General features: G+C 49.9%; 19 protein-coding genes, 1 riboswitch and 1 other annotated feature. Of the genes, 8 read left to right on the top strand and 11 right to left on the bottom strand.

The annotated features are described in order from the left end of the window. Nucleotides 1-212: 212 nt before the first annotated feature. From greA to QZN42_RS05330, 3 genes are all read left to right on the top strand, one after another. Entirely contained in the window at nt 213-686 is a 474-nt protein-coding gene (greA, locus tag QZN42_RS05340) for a transcription elongation factor GreA (protein WP_296954954.1), read from the top strand. Nucleotides 687-716: 30 nt separating this feature from the next. Continuing rightward, nucleotides 717-2,651 carry a lysine--tRNA ligase gene (lysS, locus tag QZN42_RS05335; RefSeq protein WP_296954952.1) on the top strand — a complete coding sequence of 645 codons (1,935 nt, stop codon included), beginning with the start codon at nt 717-719 and terminating at the stop codon, nt 2,649-2,651. Nucleotides 2,652-2,746: 95 nt separating this feature from the next. Continuing rightward, nucleotides 2,747-2,868, top strand: a riboswitch (THF riboswitch). Between the two features lie 50 nt (nt 2,869-2,918). Continuing rightward, a complete protein-coding gene (locus QZN42_RS05330) occupies nt 2,919-3,434 on the top strand; it encodes a folate family ECF transporter S component (RefSeq protein WP_296954950.1) in 516 nt (171 codons plus the stop codon). Nucleotides 3,435-3,533: 99 nt separating this feature from the next. Here the strand turns inward: QZN42_RS05330 and QZN42_RS05325 are convergent, their stop codons facing one another. The 9 genes from QZN42_RS05325 to QZN42_RS05285 all read right to left on the bottom strand — a co-directional run bounded on the left by QZN42_RS05325 (nt 3,534) and on the right by QZN42_RS05285 (nt 15,673). Continuing rightward, nucleotides 3,534-5,039 (bottom strand): IMP dehydrogenase, encoded by a 1,506-nt coding sequence (locus QZN42_RS05325; protein ID WP_296954948.1) that lies wholly within the window; start codon nt 5,037-5,039, stop codon nt 3,534-3,536. Nucleotides 5,040-6,121: 1,082 nt separating this feature from the next. Continuing rightward, the gene (locus QZN42_RS05320; protein ID WP_296954947.1) at nt 6,122-6,682 is read right to left on the bottom strand and encodes a TetR/AcrR family transcriptional regulator; all 561 of its coding nucleotides are present in this window, start codon (nt 6,680-6,682) and stop codon (nt 6,122-6,124) included. A 986-nt stretch (nt 6,683-7,668) separates the two neighbouring features. Further along, nucleotides 7,669-8,502, bottom strand: coding sequence for a MetQ/NlpA family ABC transporter substrate-binding protein (locus tag QZN42_RS05315; RefSeq protein ID WP_296954944.1), 834 nt, complete (start codon nt 8,500-8,502; stop codon nt 7,669-7,671). Between the two features lie 46 nt (nt 8,503-8,548). Next, nucleotides 8,549-8,782 (bottom strand) — a binding site (T-box leader). 901 nt (nt 8,783-9,683) lie between these two features. Next, nucleotides 9,684-10,853: an acetylornithine/succinylornithine family transaminase gene (locus QZN42_RS05310; RefSeq protein ID WP_296954942.1), complete on the bottom strand. Its 1,170-nt coding sequence runs from the start codon at nt 10,851-10,853 to the stop codon at nt 9,684-9,686. A gap of 10 nt (nt 10,854-10,863) precedes the next feature. Then, on the bottom strand, nt 10,864-11,718 hold the full coding sequence (argB, locus tag QZN42_RS05305) for an acetylglutamate kinase (RefSeq protein ID WP_296954940.1): 855 nt from the start codon (nt 11,716-11,718) through the stop codon (nt 10,864-10,866). An 82-nt stretch (nt 11,719-11,800) separates the two neighbouring features. Beyond that, the gene (gene argC, locus QZN42_RS05300) at nt 11,801-12,769 is read right to left on the bottom strand and encodes an N-acetyl-gamma-glutamyl-phosphate reductase (protein WP_296954938.1); all 969 of its coding nucleotides are present in this window, start codon (nt 12,767-12,769) and stop codon (nt 11,801-11,803) included. A gap of 17 nt (nt 12,770-12,786) precedes the next feature. After that, nucleotides 12,787-13,800, bottom strand: a complete 1,014-nt coding sequence (gene argF / locus QZN42_RS05295) for an ornithine carbamoyltransferase (RefSeq protein WP_296954936.1) — start codon at nt 13,798-13,800, stop codon at nt 12,787-12,789. 141 nt (nt 13,801-13,941) lie between these two features. Continuing rightward, the gene (locus tag QZN42_RS05290) at nt 13,942-15,114 is read right to left on the bottom strand and encodes a M20 family metallopeptidase (protein ID WP_296954934.1); all 1,173 of its coding nucleotides are present in this window, start codon (nt 15,112-15,114) and stop codon (nt 13,942-13,944) included. 391 nt (nt 15,115-15,505) lie between these two features. Continuing rightward, nucleotides 15,506-15,673: a hypothetical protein gene (locus QZN42_RS05285; RefSeq protein ID WP_296954932.1), complete on the bottom strand. Its 168-nt coding sequence runs from the start codon at nt 15,671-15,673 to the stop codon at nt 15,506-15,508. Nucleotides 15,674-16,076: 403 nt separating this feature from the next. Here QZN42_RS05285 and QZN42_RS05280 point away from each other — a divergent pair, with 403 nt between their 5' ends. After that, a complete protein-coding gene (locus QZN42_RS05280) occupies nt 16,077-17,603 on the top strand; it encodes a DEAD/DEAH box helicase (protein ID WP_296954930.1) in 1,527 nt (508 codons plus the stop codon). Nucleotides 17,604-17,650: 47 nt separating this feature from the next. Then, nucleotides 17,651-17,884 carry a hypothetical protein gene (locus tag QZN42_RS05275; protein WP_296954929.1) on the top strand — a complete coding sequence of 78 codons (234 nt, stop codon included), beginning with the start codon at nt 17,651-17,653 and terminating at the stop codon, nt 17,882-17,884. 363 nt (nt 17,885-18,247) lie between these two features. Here QZN42_RS05275 and QZN42_RS05270 read toward each other — a convergent pair whose 3' ends face one another. Beyond that, nucleotides 18,248-18,529 (bottom strand): glutaredoxin domain-containing protein, encoded by a 282-nt coding sequence (locus QZN42_RS05270; RefSeq protein WP_296954927.1) that lies wholly within the window; start codon nt 18,527-18,529, stop codon nt 18,248-18,250. Between QZN42_RS05270 and QZN42_RS05265 the strand changes: the two genes are divergently transcribed. After that, a complete protein-coding gene (locus QZN42_RS05265) occupies nt 18,516-18,887 on the top strand; it encodes a hypothetical protein (protein ID WP_296954925.1) in 372 nt (123 codons plus the stop codon). The two genes, QZN42_RS05270 and QZN42_RS05265, sit on opposite strands and share 14 nt — an antisense overlap. Before the next feature lie 43 nt (nt 18,888-18,930). Then, the gene (locus QZN42_RS05260) at nt 18,931-19,188 is read left to right on the top strand and encodes a hypothetical protein (protein ID WP_296954923.1); all 258 of its coding nucleotides are present in this window, start codon (nt 18,931-18,933) and stop codon (nt 19,186-19,188) included. Between the two features lie 406 nt (nt 19,189-19,594). On the opposite strand, the gene QZN42_RS05255 is transcribed toward QZN42_RS05260, so the two are convergent. Beyond that, complete coding sequence (locus tag QZN42_RS05255) at nt 19,595-19,951, bottom strand: metal-sensing transcriptional repressor (protein WP_296954921.1); 357 nt, start codon at nt 19,949-19,951, stop codon at nt 19,595-19,597. 27 nt (nt 19,952-19,978) lie between these two features. On the opposite strand from QZN42_RS05255, the gene QZN42_RS05250 reads away from it, so the two are divergent. Next, nucleotides 19,979-20,710 (top strand): class I SAM-dependent methyltransferase, encoded by a 732-nt coding sequence (locus QZN42_RS05250; RefSeq protein WP_296954919.1) that lies wholly within the window; start codon nt 19,979-19,981, stop codon nt 20,708-20,710. Nucleotides 20,711-20,727 lie beyond the last annotated feature (17 nt).

Here is a 20,727-nt window from a genome sequence, read left to right as displayed (position 1 = left end):
ACTGGCCAGAGCTATACAGAAATACTGATAAAACCGAAGCCACGGAGATAGTAATCATCGACAGTCAAATGAATTACCGAGGAAAACTTGACACTTACCCTTTCGAATCAAATCATTGACATCCCTTTCGAATCTGTTTTATACTATTAAACAGACCTGTTTTTGAAACCGTTATATAGGTATATATTAATAATAAAAAGGAGAGAGCAATTATGGCAGAAGTGCAGAGTACTCTGGTCACTAAAGAAGGCCTTGAAAAAATGAAGGAGAGACTGGACTATCTCCGTTCCACCAAACGTGCGGAAGTAGCTCAGCGCCTGAAGGAAGCTATCGCCATGGGCGACCTTTCTGAAAACTCCGAATATGATGAAGCAAAGAATGCCCAGGCATTTCTGGAAGGTGAAATCAGCGATCTGGAACAGAAGATCCGTACTGCCAAGGTGATTGAAAATAAATCCAAAAACCGCATCGACGTAGGTTCCACTGTGGTAATCGAAGATACGGAAGACGGCAGCCGGATGACGGTGAAGATCGTCGGCTCTACCGAATCGGATCCCTTCAAAGGACTGATTTCCAATGAATCCCCTGTAGGCCGTGCCCTTGTGGGCGCCAAGGTGGGCCAGATTGTGGAAGTCGAAGCGCCCGTGGGACTCCTGAAGTACAAAATTGTCAGCATTGAAGAATGATTCTTCATGCTTTGGAAATGAGGTTAAGGAATGACAGAGAAACAGAATCAGAACCAGCAGGGACCGAAGCTGAATGATCAGATGCTCATCCGCCGCGAAAAGCTGGAAAAAATCCGTGCCCTCGGCGTAGAGCCTTACGGCCATAAATTTGCCTGGGACCATCATGCGTCCGATATCCGCGTCCATGCAGAGCAGCTGGAAAAAGAAGAAACCCGCGTTCGCATTGCCGGCCGTCTCATGATCCGCCGCGGCCAGGGCAAGACCGCTTTCTGCGTGCTTCGCGACCAGAGCGGTGATATGCAGATTTATTTCAGAAGAGATGAACTGCCGGAAAATGAATGGGCTCTTTTCAAACTGGTAGATATCGGTGATATCCTGGGCGTGGAAGGCACTGTCTTCACCACCCATACCGGAGAACTCACCGTCAGGGTCCTCCATTTCGAAATGCTCTCCAAGTCCCTCCGTCCGCTGCCGGAAAAATGGCATGGCCTCACTGACAAGGAACAGCGCTATCGCCAGAGATACCTGGATCTCATCATGAATCCGGAAGTCCGCGAAACCTTCATCAAGAGAGCGGCCATGATGGGCGCTATCCGCAAATGGTACACGGACAATGGTTTCCTGGAAGTGGAAACCCCGGTACTCCAGCCTCTTTACGGCGGAGCCAATGCAAAACCCTTCACTACCCATTTCAATGCCCTGGATATGACCATGTACCTGCGCATTGCCCCGGAACTGTACCTGAAGAGACTGCTGGTCGGCGGCTATGAACGGATTTTTGAAATTACCAGAAACTTCAGAAATGAAGGCATGGACACCCGTCATAATCCGGAATTCACTGCCATCGAAACTTACCAGGCCTATGGTGATATCGAAGATGTCATTAACCAGACAGAACAGATCGTGGCTGCCTGCGCTATGGCTTCCTACGGTTCCATGAAATTTACCTATGAAGATACGGAAATCGACGTTACTCCGCCATGGCCGCGGCTTACCATGGCTGAAGCTGTGAAAAAATACACCGGCGAAGACTTTGATGCCTGCCAGACCATCGAAGACGCCAGAGCCATTGCAGACAAGCTCCATGTGGAATACGGCGAATACGACGGCTTCGGCAAGATTCTTTCCGAATGCTTTGATGCCTATGTGGAAGAACACCTGATTCAGCCGGTGCATATCACAAAGCATCCGATCGAAGTATCTCCTCTCTCCAAACTGGACCCGAAAGATCCGCGCTACACCATCCGTTTCGAATCCTACATTTATGGCCGCGAACTGGCAAATGGCTTCTCCGAATTAAATGATCCCATTGACCAGAGAAAACGGTTCGAACTGCAGGTGGAGGAAAGAAAGCACGGCGACGACGAAGCGCATCCGATTGATGAAGATTTCCTGACCGCTCTGGAATACGGCATGCCGCCAACCGGTGGACTGGGCATCGGCCTCGACCGTCTCTTCATGCTTATGACCAACTCCGCTTCTATCCGCGACGTCCTCCTCTTCCCGGCCATGAAACCGGAAACAGCACTGGAAAAGAAGACGGCCCAGGAAGCTGAAAGACTGGCCAAAGAAGCAGATGATGAACCTATCGACTTCTCCAAAGTAGAAATCGAACCGCTCTTCAAGGACTATGTGGATTTTGATACCTTCAGCAAGTCTGATTTCCGCGCTGTCAAAGTCAAGGCCTGCGAAGCAGTGCCCAAGAGCAAGAAGCTCCTGAAGTTCACTCTGGACGACGGCACAGGAGAAGACCGCATCATTCTCTCCGGCATTCATGCCTACTATGAACCGGAAGAACTGGTAGGAAAGACACTGATTGCCATCGTGAACCTGCCGCCAAGAAAGATGATGGGCATCGACTCCTGCGGCATGCTCCTCTCTGCCATTCATAAAGAAGAAGGGGAAGAAAAGCTTCACCTCCTCATGGTAGACCGTCATATCCCTGCCGGTGCCAAACTTTATTAATCCATGGCGTAACTAATCAAAAAGCTGCCTTAGGGGCGGCTTTTTTGATTGCAATTTTTCCACTGCAGTGATATACTGTATCCAATTTATAAGTTAGCAGAGTAAGTGCAGGTGCGCAGGAAAAGGCTGGTCCTTTTCCTCCAGTGCCGGATGAACGGGGAGTTGTCATCCGGACGAAAAGCAGAAGCTTGCGGTGCCTGTGCTGCATCCCGCTGCTGCATGGAGACCCCTTTCCATGCAGCTCTGCATGAAGGAGGTCTTTTTATAATGCATAAAAATAGAGAAAAGGAAATGGTGGTTCTGGGAATTCTTACGGCACTGGCAGTGCTTCTGTCCTATGTCTTTGCCATACAGACACCTTTTGTGAGGATTACCTTCGGTTTCCTGCCCCTGGCTCTGGCAGGGGCCCTCTATGGGCCATGGAAAGCGGGGCTGGTGGGGGCGCTGGATAACCTGATCGGCACGGCTCTTGTGGGGACAAGCATATTTTTCCCCGGCTTTACCCTGTCCGATTTCCTTACAGGCTTCATTTTCGGCTATTTCTTCTACAGAAGGAAAATCACCTTTCCCTATGTGTGTATTCCGTTCCTTGTCATTATGGTCTTGATCCACCTGGGGCTTAATACCCTGTGGCTAGTACTTTACTATGACAAGGCGGCTTCTGCCATTTTTCTGGGACGACTGATCAAGAATCTGATCTGTTTCCCTATGGAAGTGGGTCTTTTCCTTCTGATATATAAGAAGGCCTACCGGTGGATATCCCTGCTGGCCGTGGGCAGGTAAGATCATAGAAAAACAGCGGCAAAGCAGCGGCCATCAAAAAAGCTGTGGAAACAGGATTTTTCTGTTTCCACAGCTTTTTTACATTTTTGGTGAGGAAAATCAGCGGTCGGAGCCGTCTTTTTCTTTCCGGATAACGTCATGTGCGCCGCCTTCTACGATGGAGGTTGCGGAGACGAGGGTGAGTTTTGCCTTCTGCTGGAGTTCAGGAATGGTGACTGCACCGCAGTTGCACATGGTGGCTTTGATCTTTGCGCAGGTCTTTTCCACGTTTTCTTTCAGCGGACCGGCGTAAGGAACGTAGGAGTCAACGCCTTCTTCGAAGGCCAGTTTCTTGGAGCCGTCCAGATCGTAGCGTCCCCAGTTTCTTGCACGGTTGGAACCTTCGCCCCAGTATTCCTTGACCACCATGCCGTTGACGGTTCTCTTCTGGGACGGGGATTCTTCGAAACGGGCGAAGTAGCGGCCCAGCATGACGAAATCTGCGCCCATGGCAAGAGCCAGGGTGATGTGGTGATCATAAACAATACCGCCGTCGGAGCATACCGGTACGTAAATGCCGGTTTCCTTGAAATATTCATCTCTGGCCTGGCATACTTCGATGAGGGCAGTGGCCTGGCCGCGGCCGATACCCTTTGTTTCACGGGTAATGCAGATAGAGCCGCCGCCGATACCTACTTTGACGAAATCTGCGCCTGCTCTGGCGAGGAACAGGAATCCGTCACGGTCGACTACATTGCCTGCGCCGACTCTGACTTTGCCATTGTATTTCTTATGAATCCAGTTCAGGGTGATCTTCTGCCATTCGGAGAAGCCTTCGGAGGAATCGATGCAGAGTACGTCTGCTCCTGCTTCTACCAGTTTCGGAACCCGTTCTTCATAATCGCGGGAATTGATGCCTGCACCTACGATGAAACGTTTCTGGTCGTCCAGCAGTTCATTCGGGTTTTCCTGATGGGAATCGTAGTCTTTGCGGAATACGAAACCATAGAGACGGCCGTCTTCATAGAGGACTGGCAGGGAATTGATCTTTTTGTCCCAGATCAGGTCATTGGCTTCGGAAAGGGAGATGCCGTATTTAGCCTTGACCAGCTTGTCTACCGGGGTCATGAAGAATTTGACCTTTTCGGAAATATTCATGCGGCTCACGCGATAGTCACGGCTGGAAACGATGCCGACCAGTTTGCCGTTTGCCGTGCCGTCTTCGGTAATGGCAATGGTGGAATGACCGGTCTTTCTCTTCAGTGCGAGGACATCAGCGAGGGTATTTTCAGGGGAAAGGTTGGAATCGCTGGGCACGAAGCCTGCTTTCTTTGCTTTGACTCTGGCAACCATGGCTGCTTCTTCTTCAGGAGTCTGGGAACCATAGATAAAAGAAACGCCGCCGTTTCTGGCCAGTTCTACGGCCAGTTTTTCACCGGATACGGCCTGCATGATAGCAGAAACCATAGGGATGTTCAGGGTAATGGCCGGCTTTTCACCTTTTTTGAATTTAACCAGCGGGGTTTTCAGGGAAACATTTGCAGGAATGCAGTTGGTTCCGGAATAACCCGGGATGAGAAGGTATTCATTAAAGGTATGTGCCGGTTCATTGATGTAGGTTGCCATTATTTCCTCCTTAAATAGAAAAATTTCAATAACAGATTGATGGTTAAAGGATACTATACACCTTTTTCAACAAAGGGTCAAGCCCCTCTTTCTCATTGGGCAAAACCTGTTATATTTTTATCATTATAGCGTAAAATCGGCCGTCAGGGAAGGGGAAATATGGGGGTTGGTCATCATCGATTTTTACGATTTGTGTCATCGGGCATAGTCGTGATTCGTGGTTCGTGATTCGTGAAGGTGCGCCCTGCGGGCGGAGTATATATGGAGATTCTGGCAGAGCAGATTATACATTGAAAAGGAAGCTGGAGGTGAAGCAACTTTTGAATCGGGGATGTCGGGGTTATCGGGAATCTCGGGGTAGTCGGGAAGGTGCGCCGCTTCGCGGCGAAAGTATATATGGGGGGGAGAAACTGTCCTGGCCTACGGTTTTTGTCATTTGTCGTGGTCGTGATTCGTGGGTCGTGATTCGTGGGTCGTGGTTCGTGGTTCGTGATTCGTGAAGGTGTACCCTGACGGGCGAAGTATGTATGGGGCCCTGGCTCATACAGGTGATGACCGACTTTTATATCTATCCCAGTCGTGGTCCGTGCTCCGTGGCCCGTGAAGGTGGCGGCCTGACGGCCGCAGAGTATATATGGGGCCTTTGGCTCCCGATTGTGCCGGCTGAATTTTTTCTCATATGTGCAGGCCGTCCCCTCAGTCACTTCGTGACAGCTCCCCTCGCGAGGGGAGCCTTTTCGCGTACCGATAGAGGCAATTGTCCCGGAATCTTTCGTCAGTCAGCCCATCATCTGCTTCACATCTTTTGGCCATTAACCATTAACCCCAATGCACAGTTTTCCAGTGTGACAGTTTCCTTTTGGACTAAAGCCGCCCGGTGATTAACTATTAACCTCAATGTACAGTTTCCCGTAAGACAGTTTCCTTTAGGAACAAAGCCGCCCGACGATTAACCATTAACCCCGATGTACAGCTTTTTACACGGAATGACCTCCCGTGAACTGCGAGCTGCTCACTATGAACTAAAAAGACAGCTCCCCGCACAGGAAGCTGCCTTTCTATATAGAGTTGAAACAGCAAATTTATAACAGCGGATTAATCACTGCCTGGAAGCAGCGGTCCAGTTCTTCGGGGCTTTCTTTCATGTCGCGTCTGACCCACCACTGGACCATTTCCACGAAGGCTCCGGTGATGTGGTTCAGGAGGAAGGCTCTCGGCACGCCGCAGGTGGGTTCTCCATCGGTGAGGACGTAGGTGGAAATCAGTTTCGTCAAAGCCATCTTGAAGAAGCGCATGAAGATATCGCTGCTTTCGGAAATGAGAAGGTCATGGACGTGGTTCGTATTGGCCTTGATGTGCTGGAGCAGGTGGCAGAAGACGGGGTCCCGGACGCCCGGCGCGAAGTGCATGTCGCTGGGCATATTGTCATTCAGCACGCCTTCGATGATATGGTCGAAAAGTTCACGGCACATTTCGGCCAGAAGGCTGTCCTTCGTCTCGAAATGGGCATAAAATGTGGACCGGCCGATATTGGCACGGTCGATGATTTCCTGGATGGTGATTTTTGAGTAGGGTTCTTCCGACAAGAGGGCGCTGAACGCATTGAAAATGGCGGCCCTTGTTTTCTGCTGTCTGCGGTCCATGATTTCTCCGTTCGTTATTGTACTAAATGTTCATTATTATCCATAGTGTAACATAAAATACGGAAATTACAAGGGGAGGGGGTGGGATTGCTTAAATAGTTTAATATTTTAAGCAAGTGATAACAAGCAAATGATAAAACTTTTGAATCGGGATTGTCGGGAATCTCGGGGATGATCGGGGCTGTCGGGAAGGTGCGCCGCTTTGCGGCGAAAGTATATATGGGGGCGAAACTGTCCTGGCCTACGATTTTTGTCATTTGTCGTGGTCGTGATTCGTGGGTCGTGGTTCGTGATTCGTGAAGGTGGCGGCCTGACGGCCGCAGAGTATATATGGGGCCTTTGGCTCCCGATGGTGCCGGCTGAGTTTTTTCTCATAGGTACAGGCCGTCCCCGCAGTCACTTCGTGACAGCTCCCCTCGCGAGGGGAGCCTTCCCGCTTTTGGATAGAGGCAATTGTCCAGGAAATTTTTCGTCAGTCAGCCCCATCATCTACTTCGCATCTTTAGGCCAATCACCCATTAACAAAATGTCCGGTTTCCTGCAAGAGAGTTTCCTTTCGGAATGAAGCTTTCGGCCAATCACCCATTAACAAAATGTACAGTTTCCTGCAATAGAGTTTCCTTCCAAAATGAAGTTTGCGGCCAATCACCCATTAACCTCAATGTACAGTTTCCTGCAATAGAGTTTCCTTCCAAAATGAAGTTTGCGGTCAATCGCCTATTAACCCCAATGTCCGGTTTCCCGCAAGAGAGTTTCCTTTCGGAATGAAGCTCTCGGCCAATCACCCATTAACAAAATGTCCGGTTTCCTGGAAGAGGGTTTCCTTTCGGAATGAAGCCTGCGGTCAATCACCCATTAACAAAATGTCCGGTTTCCTGCAAGAGAGTTTCCTTTCGGGATTCAGCCATTATCTATTACCCGTTCCCTCCCATTTTTCCCACGAAAAAAGCACCTCTCCAAAGAGAGATGCTTTTATTTCTAAAAAATCAGAATGCTGCCTTGACGGAGCCTTTGTATTTCTTTTCGATGAAATCTTTGGCTTCTTTGCTGTTCAGGGCTTTCATGAGTTTCTGGAGTTCCGGACGTTTTTCGTCGCCTTCGCGTACGGCTACGACGTTAGCATATGGAGAGGTGGAGCCTTCCATGTAGATGGCGTTCTTCGGATCCAGTTTGGCTTCCAGGGCGAAGTTCATGTTGATGACGGCGATATCGGCATCTTCCAGGGCTCTCGGGAGCTGCGGAGCTTCCAGTTCAGAGAATTTCAGGTTCTTCGGGTTGGAAGCGATGTCCTGCGGGGTAGCGGTGATCGGTGCGCCGTCTCTCAGTTTGATGAGTCCTGCGGACTGGAGGACGAGGAGGGCACGGCCGCCATTGGTGGGGTCGTTCGGGATGGCTACATGAGCGCCGTCCGGCAGGGCTTTGATATCCTTCAGTTTGGAGGAGTAAACGCCCATCGGTTCGAGGTGGACCTGGCCGATGGAAACGAGCTTCAGGCCTCTTGCCTTGCAGAATTCATCCAGGTACGGTTTATGCTGGAAATAGTTGGCATCCAGGGATTTATCGTTGAGGGCCAGGTTCGGCTGTACATAGTCGGTGAATTCGACGATTTCCACGTTGACTCCTTCTTTAGCCAGCTGGTCTTTGACGGAAGCAAGGATTTCGCCGTGGGGAACGGGGGATACGCCGACTTTAATGGTGGCTGCTTTGGAAGCGGATGCGGCAGCGGACTTGGCCGGTGCTTTCTGGTCTCCGCAGCCTGCGATAAAACCTACAGCGGTAACGGCTGCGAGAGATGCGATGATTGCCTTTTTGAAGTTCATAATTTCTTCCTCCTCATGATTTTTGGAAATAAAAAAATCCGTCGCCCACTGGGACGAAGGATTCTGTTCGCGGTACCACCCATGTTTACTTTCCCGTCGCCGGAAAAGCCTTATGAAGTACAATCATACTTCTCATCTGTAACGGGAATTCCCGGCCTGCTTAATTGTTTGGCAGGCAGGCTCAGAGGCCATCTTCAGCAATCGTTTCCGTGCCCGTTCCCACCGGCGGGGGCTCTCTTTACCGTTTCGGAATGCTTACTCTTCTCATCTTCGCCTGTATGTAGTTGGATACAATATAGCATTATTTGCGTCTTTTCGTCAAGGGATTTTTTAGCCAGGCGGGGAAATAGGAATGGAGTCTCTTTGCAGTTACTGTGGTTTGAGTCAGTTACGGTATTCGGGTCTTAGCCCCACCTCGGCGTGCCGCTGAACTGTCAATTTCGAGAAATCGGGGCGGCCGGGGCGTTCGGGGTGCGGGAAGGTATCGCCGCTGATGCGGCGATGAATTATTATGGGGGCTGTGCACAGGCGTGGGAATTGGCGGATTTTTATTTTTTCAAGAACGCCGGAGTTTTTGCCACGCAAAAAAAGGCCCGAGGGACTCGGGCCTTTTTGGAGGCAATAGAAAATCTTTCGGGTTTTCCGAAGGGGACAATCCCGCTTCCTCAGGACTGTTCAATCGACCGCAGAAATCGTATGCGAAACGTATGCACCTCGTGAATCATTGTCAGGATTGGGAAATTTGTCGTTGTTTTCGGTTTGTACCGAAGGATTTTCGTTTGTTTTTTACATAATGTGGAAATGGAAAGCTGCGCAGCAGGGACCCGGAATTACATGTAAGCTTTTCCGCCTCCATCCTTCCCGGGATGCAGGACTTTCAGCGGACTGGCTCTGGCCTTTTTCCTTGTCTCTGTCCATATAGTACAAAAAGAAGGATTTATTTTATTAGATTTTCATTAAACCTTTCCATGGCTTGCCAAAAAACGCAAAGAAAACCTCTTTCCATGAGTCTCACAGAAAGAGGTCTTTTAAGCGCACTTTGAAGCTGCGGCATGGGGCAATCCATCAGCAGGGCCATAGGCCCGCGGCGAAGCCGCTTTATGAGATTGGTTCCCGAAGGGAACCATATCCTTCACAAACCACAGACCACATACCATGAACCACGAACCACGACAGATGTCTCAATCCTCTGCCAGCACTTCTTTGATGATAGAAACCGCTTTCTCCAGATCTTCCATGGGAATATTGAGGGCCGGGAGCAGTCTGATTTTTTCTTTTGCCGTCAGGGCGACGACTCCTTTTTCGAGGAGTTTGGGGATGATGGTTCCTACCGGTTTTTCCGGTTCGATGCCGAGCATGAGGCCCATTCCGGCCACCGATTTGACGCCTTTGGCTCCTTCGAAGGATTTTTTGATGAAATTTCCTTTTTCAGCGACTTCTGCCATCAGTTTGTCATCGAGGCGCTGGTAGATGGAAATAGCTCCTGCGCAGGCGATGGGATTTCCGCCGAAGGTGGAGCCGTGGGAGCCCGGGGTGTATACGTTTTCTGTCTTTTCATTAAAGAAAGTGGCCCCCAGCGGCAGTCCTCCGCCGATGCCTTTGGCGGTGGAAACGATATCGGGCTCTACGTCATAATTCATATAGCCGTAGAGTTTGCCCGTTCTGCCGTTTCCGCTCTGCACTTCATCCACGATGAGAAGGATGTCATGTTCATGGGCGTATTTGTTGATTCCTTCGAAAAATTCCTTTTCCAGCGGGTGAACGCCTCCTTCTCCCTGGATGGTTTCCACCATGACTGCACAGATTTCGGGGTGTTTTTCGCAGAGTTCGATGAATGCGGGAAGGTCATTGGCCGGGGTGTAGAGGAAACCCGGGAGGAAGGGGTCGAAATCGTGATGGAAGACGTCCTGACCGGTTGCGGTCAGAGTGGCCATGGTCCGTCCATGGAAGGAATTGATGAGGGTGACGATGGTATTTCTTCCATTTCCATACTTGTCATTGGAATATTTCCTTGCCCCTTTGATGGCACATTCATTGGCTTCGGCTCCGGAATTGGAGAAGAAGACTTTTTCCATGCCTGTCTTTTTGCAGATCATTTCGGCCAGATCGGCCATGGGCTTTGAGTAGAACAGGTTGGAAACATGGTTCAGCGTGTGAAGCTGTTTTGTCACCGCTTCCATCCATTTTTCATCGGCAATGCCGAAAATATCGACGCCGATCCCGCTTCCCAGGTCGATGTATTCCTTTCCTTTGTCATCATAGAGATGGGAACCTTTCCCGCTGACGAAGCACACGGGGTATCTGCTGTAAATATGGGCGATGTATGTGGAATCTTTTTCAAAGGTATTCATGGGGATCTCCTTATTTCGTAAACATGGTGCCCAGCCCTTCATCGGTGAGCAGTTCAATGAGTATGGCATGGGGGATTTCCCCGTTGATGATGAAAACTTTCTTTACCCCTTCTTCTACCGCATGGGTGCAGCAGTCCACTTTCGGAATCATGCCGCCTGCAATGGTTCCGTCAGCCTTCAGGGCTTCCGCATCGGAAAGGGTGATTTTTTTAATGAGGGAATCGGGATCTTTCGGGTCTTTCAGCACTCCATTGATATTGCTCATGACTACCATGGATTCTGCCTTGAGGGCTGCTGCGATTTTGGCGGCTGCCGTATCGGCATTGATATTGTAGGCATGGCCTTCCTCATCGATTCCGATGGAGGAAATGACAGGGATGTATTCTCTTTCCAGTACGTCTTCCAGAAGGTCCGTATTGATTTCATCGATTTCGCCCACAAGGCCCAGTTTTTCATCCTGCTGGTGGACTTTGATGAGTCCTCCGTCCAGTCCGCAGAGGCCTACTGCTTTTCCGCCGAGGGCCGTCAGGTCGGCTACCAGGCTTTTATTGACTTTGCCGGCTAAAACCATCTGCACCACGTCCATGGTCTCTTTGTCAGTCACCCTGAGGCCGTTTAAGAAATGGGATTCGATGGAAAGCTTTTTCAGCATGGAATTGATTTCCGGACCCCCTCCATGGACGAGGATCACATTGACCCCTACGAGGCGGAGGAGCAGGATATCCTGCATCACCGATTTCTTCAGCTCCGGGTCCGTCATGGCATTTCCGCCGTATTTTGCGACTACATAGGTGCCTGTATATTCTTTGATGTAAGGTACGGCCTGGGTGAGAATCTTCGCCCGTACCGCATTGGATGTATTCATAGAGTTCCCCTTTTTATATTTCACAAATGGCGCGCTTTTGAATTTGCTGCGCGCCACCTGCACTTACCACTTACCACTTGTTTTACAGAACCAGTCCCGTTTCTTCCGGCATTCCCAGCATGATATTCATGCACTGGATGGCGGCTCCGGAGGCGCCTTTGCCGAGGTTGTCGAAGGAGGAAATGACGAGCACTCTGTCATCGTTTCCTGCCACATTGATGGTCATGCTGTCTTTTCCTGCATTTTCATTGGCCGAAAGGAAGAGGCCGTTCGTTTCGTCAAGAGACAGGGGAGAAACTTTGATGAGCTTGGCTCCTGCATAATGTTTCTTCAGGATCATCTGGAAATCGTCGGCTTCGATTTCTCCCGGCAGCCCGCAGGGGAGCTGGAGGAAATGGGTGTGGAAACCGATGGTCACCTGCATACCTTCATAGAAATCGTCCACGATGGGTGAGAAGAGGGGCTTTTCGCAGAGGTGGCAGACTTTCATGATTTCCGGCAGATGCTTGTGATTCTGGGAAAGTCCGTACTGACGGGGAGCGAGAAGTCCTGTATTTCCACCTTTGTCATATTCGCCGATCATTTTCTTGCCTCCGCCGGAGTAACCGGTGAGCGATATGCAGTGGAGGGGATAGTTGATGGGAAGGATTCCCGCATGAACCAGAGGATAGAGGATGGCAATGACTCCCGAGGCATGGCAGCCGGGGACGGCCACTTTGTCTGCTTTGGAAATAGCTTCTTTCTGCTCTTTCGAAAGTTCCGGGAAACCATAGACCCAGTCGTCTGCCGTTCTGTGGGCCGTGGAAGTATCGAGGATTTTGATGTCGATTCCCTTGACTGCTTCCACGATTTCCTTCGATGCCGCATCGGGCAGGCAGAGGAACATGAGGTCCGCTTCTTTGGCAAATTCTTTGATGGTTTCTATATCTTTTCTCTTTTCCTCAGGGAGGTGAAGGAGCTCTATATCTTTTCTTTCGGAGAGACGGTCATGAAGGCGGAGACCCGTAGTCCCCGATTCTCCTACGATGAAAACTTTTGGCGCGTTACTCATACATGGTCTCTCCTTTCTTAATTGTCCAGCGGATATTCCGCAAATGTGGCTACCATCACTGCTTTAATGGTGGGGAGCCGGTTGGCCGCTTCCTGGAAAGCCAGGGAGAAGGGGGCTTCGAATACGTCATCTGTCACTTCGATGCCATCCAGGCCGAAACGTTCATAAATGTCTTTTCCCACTTTTGTCTCCGTATTGTGGAAAGAGGGGAGGCAGTGACAGAAGACGGTATCCGGATTTCCTGTATTTTTAATCATGTCCATCGTAATTCTATAAGGCATGAAGAGTTTGATTCGCTCGCCCCAGAGTTCATAGGGGTCGCCCATGGTCACCCAGACACCGGTATAAATGACATCGAGGCCTTTCACCCCTTCGACGGGATCATCGGTAAAGGTGAAAGTGGCTCCTGTCTTCTTTGCCACTTCTTCGCATTTGGCGGTGAATTCCGGCTCCGGGAAGAACTGCTTTGGCCCGATGATGCGGAAATCCATACCGGAAAGGGCTGCGCCTGCCATGAGGGCATGGGCCATATTCGACTGGCCGTGACCTACGTAAGCATAGGAAACCTGGTTCAGCGGCTTTTTGAAATGTTCCTTCAGAGTGAGGAAATTGGCGAGAGTCTGGGTGGGATGGTCATAATCGGTCAGACCGTTCCATACGGGGACCCCTGCCTTGGCGGAAAGTTCTTCCACTGCGCTCTGCGCATAGCCCCGGAATTCGATGGCTTCAAACATGGAACCCAGAACCCTGGCCGTATCGGCGATGGATTCCTTCTTGCCGATCTGGCTACCCGTAGGTCCCAGATAGGTGGTGCCGGCGCCCTGATCCCGGGCAGCCACTTCAAAAGCACACCGGGTACGGGTGGAATCCTTTTCGAAAATGAGGGCAAAGTTCTTGCCATTCAGCATCTTTATTTCCTTGCCTTCTTTTTTATCCTTCTTCAGCTTTGCGGCGAGAGTCAGATAATAATCGAATTCCTCCGGTGTGTAGTCAAGCATGGTCAGAAATGACTTATTCAGTAAGCTTTTCATGGTTATACCTCGTTGTATGGGTGTGAACTTTTCGTGTACTGTATGATTCAATCGTGCATAAACGGTATCGAAAAGGGGAAAGGGGTGGTGGCGCGCACAATTCATGTAGCGAGCCTTTTCGGTTTCCCGGTCAGTCAACCCTCATCGGGCCAGGGCCTCGAGGATTCCGGCCACTTCCAGGGTTACCCCGGTAGGAAAGGCTTTTTCGTCGGCAAAGAAAGACGCATTGTGGAGAGGCGGCTTATCTTCGCCGGCTCCCAGCCACATGAAGGCGCCCGGGAATTTCTGAAGATAATAGGAGAAATCTTCCGCGCACATGGAGGGGTATTCGGGCTGGGTGATTTTCTCTTCTCCCAGATACGATTTACCCACCTCCTGGAGGAAGGCGATTTTCGAAGGCGTATTGATCGTCGCCCCATGACCATGGACATAATTCAGTTCCGAATGGGTGTGGAACATTACGTCCAGCCCCTTCAGGATTTCGCCGAGCCGTATTTCCATTTTCTTTCTGAGCTCAGGCGTATAGGTCCGGACCGTCCCTTCCAGGTACGCATCTTCCACGCCCACGTTGTAACGGGTCCCTGCATTCATGAGACCGATGGTGCAGACCACATTGTCCATGGGATTCATTTCTCTCGACATGAGGGACTGTACGTCAATAATGAAATGAGCCGCTGCGACTAAAGCATCTGTCCCGTTGTGCGGCTGGGCAGCGTGAGTGGATTTCCCTTTCACATGAACATAGAAACGATCCGAAGCTGCCATGAGGGCGCCCGGTTTCAGGCCCATCACTCCGGCGGGAAGTCCCGGCCACATATGAAGGCCATAAATTTCGGAAACATCACTCATCACGGGGGAGGCGGAAATATGACGGCCGCCGCCCACGTCTGCTTCTTCTTCGCCCGGCTGGAATACGATTTTCACGGTTCCATGGATTTTATCCTTCATCTGATTCAGTACCGCTGCCGAACCCAGAAGGATGGCCATATGGCAGTCGTGCCCGCAGGCGTGCATGACGCCTGTATTTTTCGAAGCAAAGGGAAGACCCGTCACCTCCGTCACCGGCAGGGCATCCATATCCGCCCGGAGCGCTGCCGTTTTTCCCGGATGGTCACCCTTGATGATGCCCAGCACCGCATTGGGGAAAAATCCCGTTTCAAAAGGAATGCCCAGCTTCGTGAGCTCTCCCTGAATGTACTTCGAAGTCTCCACTTCCTTCCCGGAAAGCTCCGGATACTGATGAAAATGCTTTCTCCAGGCCTCCACCCGGGGGATGATTGCCGCCACTTTTTCTTTTACTTCCGCTTCAAACATAATATCCTCTTTTCTATGCCCATTTTTCGGAATTTTTATATTACTTTCATTATTTTGGATAATTACTCGCTTTGGATTGTGATAATCATACAACTTTTAGAATAAATATGCAAGTATCTGAATAAAAGTTTTTTGTAAAATTTTTGTATTTGGAAATAGGGGGGAGAAATATACTGATTTTATCGGATACTGGAAATATGGGGCATGGATGCATAATTGAATTTTTATGCAGAAAATGTGAGAGAAAGTGAAAGCAGCCTGTTCCGGGTAATAAGTACCTGCAGGTTGAAATAACTTTTGTTTCGGGGTTATCGGGGTTATTGGGGATCGTTTCGGGATTCCCGGGAAGGTGGCGCCCTCCGGGCGCAGATTTATATGAAGCCTTCGGCTCTCAGACAGCCATGAGGTTTTCCTCTGGAAAAATATGAACTAAAGACAAATCATGCCATTTGAGGATTGGCCCATAAAAAACTCGTGCCGCATCAGCGGCACACCTTCCCGGCAGCCCCGATACTCCCGAGACTCCCGACAATTCCGAAACAAAAGCTTTTCGATTCAAAAGTTCCCCTCCCGAAGAAATAGAAACCAACGATTCCCCATGCTATTTGAGGATTGATCCCATAAAAACTCGTGCCGCGGGAGCGGCACACCTTCCCGAGATCCCCGATAACCCCGAGACTCCCGACAATCCCGAAACAAAAGTTGATTATTTCTACAGTTTTCCTAATCTGTTTACCTCTCATAAATACACCTTATTAAATTTTTCGATAAATTATGATATAATTAAAACGCAAGGCAGGCTGCCCGAGAACGGACAATGAAAGATGAATCATGGGAGACGCCAATGGCGTATTTTTTTATGCCCGGGTACGACCCGGAAGACGCGTGAAGACACCGCGTATGGCAGGCCTGCGAGTTAAGGGCGGAGCGCCCTGCGGCCCATGACGCACAGAGGAGGAAACATGTACGACAATTTCAAAGAGCTGGGAATTTCACCGGAAATCCTGAAAGCAGTGGAGGATATGGGTTTCGAAGAACCGACGCCTATCCAGAAAGCATCCATCCCCATTGCTTTGACCGGTAAGGATCTCATCGGCCAGGCCCAGACAGGCACGGGGAAAACCGCGGCTTTCGGCATTCCGATTCTTTCCAGAATCGATACGTCTAAACCGGGACCCCAGGCCGTCATCCTTTCACCGACGAGAGAGCTGGCCATCCAGTCTGCGGAAGAAATCAACCATCTGGCCCAGTACCTGCCCATCCATGCGCTGCCTATTTACGGCGGTCAGGATATTGAGCGCCAGTTCAAGGCACTCCGGAAACATCCGAATATCATCGTGGCCACCCCGGGTCGTCTCATGGACCATATGAAACGGGGCACCATCGATCTTTCCCATGTGCAGATGCTCGTCCTGGACGAAGGGGACGAAATGGTGGATATGGGATTTATCGATGATATCAGGACCATCCTGGCGGCCATTCCGGAAGAACGGCAGACCATGTTCTTCTCTGCCACCATGCCCGAACCGATTCGTGAGCTGGCAGAAACATTCCAGAAAGAACCGGAACTGGTCAAAATCAAGGCAGCCACAGTTACGATTGATCTCATCGAACAGGAATACATCGAACTTCCGGACCGCCAGAAATTTGATGCCCTCTGCCGCCTGCTGGACATGCAGGATCCGGAACTGGCCATCGTCTTCGTCCGCACCAAGAGAAGATGCGACGAAGTGACGGAAGCCCTGAAAAAGAGGGGATACATGGCAGAAGGTCTTCATGGCGACCTGTCCCAGCAGAAAAGAGACACCGTGGTGCGCCAGTTCAAAGAAGGCACCATTGATATCCTGGTAGCCACCGATGTGGCAGCCAGAGGCCTTGATATTTCCGGTGTGACCCATGTATACAACTTCGATATGCCCCAGGATCCGGAAATCTACGTACACCGCGTAGGACGTACCGGCCGCGCAGGCAAGACAGGCCTGGCAGTAACCTTCGTCATTTCCAGGGAAATGGGACAGCTCCGGGATATTGAAAGAGTCATCCGCCGCCGTATCAAGAGACGGTCTGTCCCCACCCTTTCTGAAGTCATCGAAGGCAACCAGAAGGCTGCCATCGAAAGCCTGTCGGATACCGCCCAGGGCGGAGGCCTCGAAGATTACCGGGAAAGCGCGGAAGACCTCTTAAACGACGTGGATTCCGTATCCCTGGTCGCAGCCGCCATCAAACTCCTCACCAAGCAGCCCGACGTGACCCCGGTCAATATTACCGAAGAAGCGCCGAATTTCCGCAGAAGAAGAGGAAATGGAAACGGCCCCCGCCGCCACTTCGACGGAGACCGCCCGAGAAGACGGTTCAATAAAGAAGAAGGCGAAAACCACCGCGAAAGAAGAACCCGCCGCCTCGAAAACAGGGATAACCGCAAACCAAGATCCGAAAACGGGAAGAATATTCACGAGTCTAACTTCAAGCCGTACTTTAGAGAAGACTGAGACTGTAGTGGTTAGTTTTTAGTGATTAGCAAATAAAGAAAAGCCTTGTGGAAAACAATTCCACAGGGCTTTTTGTTTTTGAAGTTCGCAGCTGGCAGAAAGTCAATCAGGGTGGAAAACTGTACATAGGGGTTAATGGTCAATGGGCCGCTGGATTTATTCCGAAAAGAAACCAGATTACGGGAAACTGTACATTGGGGTTAATAGTTAATGAGCCCGCAGACTTTATTTCGAAAGGAAACTACCTTAAGGAAAAACCGCACATCGAGGTTAATGGTTAATGGACCACAAACCTGAATAGAGAGATGGAAGCTGTGTTGAAGATTACTTTTCATTGAGGTTAATAGTTAACCTGACTCGCCTGTGCAAAGTCCCCATAAAAAAGGTGCCGCATCAGCGGCACACCTTCCCGATATCCCCGACATTCCCGAAATAATTCCCGATATTCCCGATTCAAAAGCTTCAAAAACTGCAGTTCCCTTATCCGAGTACGGTTTCGAATTCAAATTCCCCATAAAAACTCGCGGCCCCTCAGGGCCGTCACCTTCCCGATCACCCCGACCACCCCGATCGCCCCGACCACCCCGATTCAAAAGCCAATAAAAAAAGCAGGTCATCTTTTCGGATGACCTGTTTCTGAAAACTCACTTCACTGCTTCATCGAAGACTTTTTTCACGCTGTCTTTGATGATGCTGTAATCCATGCCCGGTTTGGCTTCGAAGTATTTCCTGCCTTCGATGAAGAGGCTGGGCACGTAATAGTACTGGCGGCCGTAGGGTTTGGCCAGTTCCGGCTGGGTGGTTTCGTCGATTTCTTCTACCGTAATGTCTTTGTAGAGATCTTCTTTCTTCAGTTCCTGGATGGCCATTCTTGCACTGGCGCAGTAGGGGCAGCCGGGGATTTTGATCATAATGATTTTCTTCATATTTCCTCCTTATGGGGCGCGATTCCTATTTATCTTACAGGAAAAGGCGATTTTATGCAAGAAACAGCCGCGATTTTCTGCTGCCATGAAAAATTACTTTGGCGTCAGGGCGGCGGGACTGCGCCCTTTCGGGGGTATGAGGACTATTTCTTTACTATGGCCTCTGTTGCAATTTATGGGGGCACTCATTACATTGAATAGAGGATTTGTTTTATGGGTTCGGCAGGTTTTTATCGAAAAAGGACGGAAAATGAGCCTCTTAAGCAATCTGCCGGGATTTAATGTATGGATTGTTATTTTTCCCGGCCCTGCTGCTTTATCTGCAGGTAGAATCATTTCTCGATTACAGGAAAAATAAAGGCAGGTATCCCCGGAAAGTTGAAATTTTACAGATATTAAGTGTGGAAGGAGCGATAGCGGCCCTTTTTGCCGGTTATCTCGGGATGAGTCATGTGATTCCGGACAGCCTGGCGATAGGTTCTGCATTGTCCATCATTGCACTGATCAGCATTGTACAGGGATTATGGCGGAGGGAATTGCTGCAAAAGTCACTCGTTCCCGCCGGTGAAAGAACAAAAACAAAAATATACCAGTATTTCTCCTTTTTTATGGCTGCCTGGTGTATGATGCTGCTTATGATTGTATTTAGCCCGGATTGATCCGGAGAAAATACAGAATGAAATTTCCATACCGTGAGGAAAACGTCTCTTTTCCGGAAATACAAAAAGCCCCGAAAGACGGCAGGGTACACGACTCCCACCGTCTTTCGGGGTTTTCCATTTCCATTTCACTGCAGAAGATATGGCGCCATATGTGAACCTGAATTCGCCGCTCCATTTTTCTCTGAGATTGGCCGTAACGGAGTTTTGCCGGTGGCTTCACGGTTCTGTCTATATAGTACAGAAAGTGAATTTTATTTTTGAAAATTTTATATAAAATTTTTTTATAAGATGAACTTATAAAAATAAAGCAGGCCGGTCTGCCCGGAACCCCCAGGGGGGCTTAAGACCGCCTGCTTTTTATGGTATTTTAAAAAGCAATCCGAATTCTAACCACTTACCACTCTCATTTCATAAACATATCAATGGCCTTATTCATCCGCTCGATGGCTTCCTGGTCGTTTTCCTGCACTGCCTCTACGATGCAGTGCTCCATGTGTTCCTTGAGAAGCGCTTTGCCGGCGTTATTGATTTCCGAGCGCACGGCGGCCAGCTGGATGAGGACTTCGGCGCAGTCCCGCCCTTCTTCGAGCATTTTCTTCACCGATTCCAGATGGCCCATGGACCGGGAAAGGCGGTTGATGATAGCTTTGATTTCCTTCGGGTCATGGGTATGGGAATGGTTATGATGATGAATATGGCCTTCTTCGTGAGTATGGTCGTGGACCGGTTCATTCAGAGTTATATGTTCGATGGCAGACATGGGCATCACTTTCCTTGAGGAGTCAAGATGAACGAATTTGAAACGAAATTTGAAGAAAGAAACAGGAAATACTGGAATACGAGAAGCGAGAGCTACAACATCCTCCGCCAGAAGGAACTGCACGGGGAAGATGCGGCGGCCTGGACTTCCTATATGATGGAAAATTTCCCAAAGAGGAAACATCTACGGATTCTCGATATCGGCACAGGTCCTGCCTTTCTGGCCATTATTCTCGCCAAAGCGGGCTGCGAAGTCTATGCCCTCGATATGTCCGAAGGGATGCTCAAAGTGGCTGCGAGAAATATGGCACAGGAAAAGGTGCAGCTGCACCTTGTGCAGGGCGATGCCATGAGCTTACCCTTTGAGCATAACTTTTTTGATGGCATCGTGTCAAGGAATCTTTCCTGGAATCTGCCGGACGTGCCGAAAGCCTACAGAAGCTGGCATGAAGTGCTGAACGAGGGAGGAGTGCTCCTCAATTTCGACAGCGATTACGGTCCGGCAGATTACCTGAAAAATGCCCACAGCAATAAAAATGCCCACGCCGGAGTAACGGACGAACTGAACAGGACCTGCCAGGAACTGAAAGATTCCCTTCGGATCAGTACCCACCGCCGGCCTTCCTGGGATGTGGAAATGCTTCGAAAAATTGGATTTTCTGAAGTCTCCGTAGATGAAGATATGGCGTATAAAGTGCATATTTCCGGAGAGTGGAAATATGATCCGGAGCCGCTTTTTTGTTTGAAAGCGATTAAATAAGGAAAAGTAACTTTCTG

This window comes from uncultured Dialister sp., from assembly GCA_900314595.1.
Taxonomy (GTDB): Bacteria; Bacillota; Negativicutes; order Veillonellales; family Dialisteraceae; genus Dialister.
Note: the sequence above shows the minus strand (reverse complement) of the source record. Positions and strands in the feature narration are given on the sequence as shown.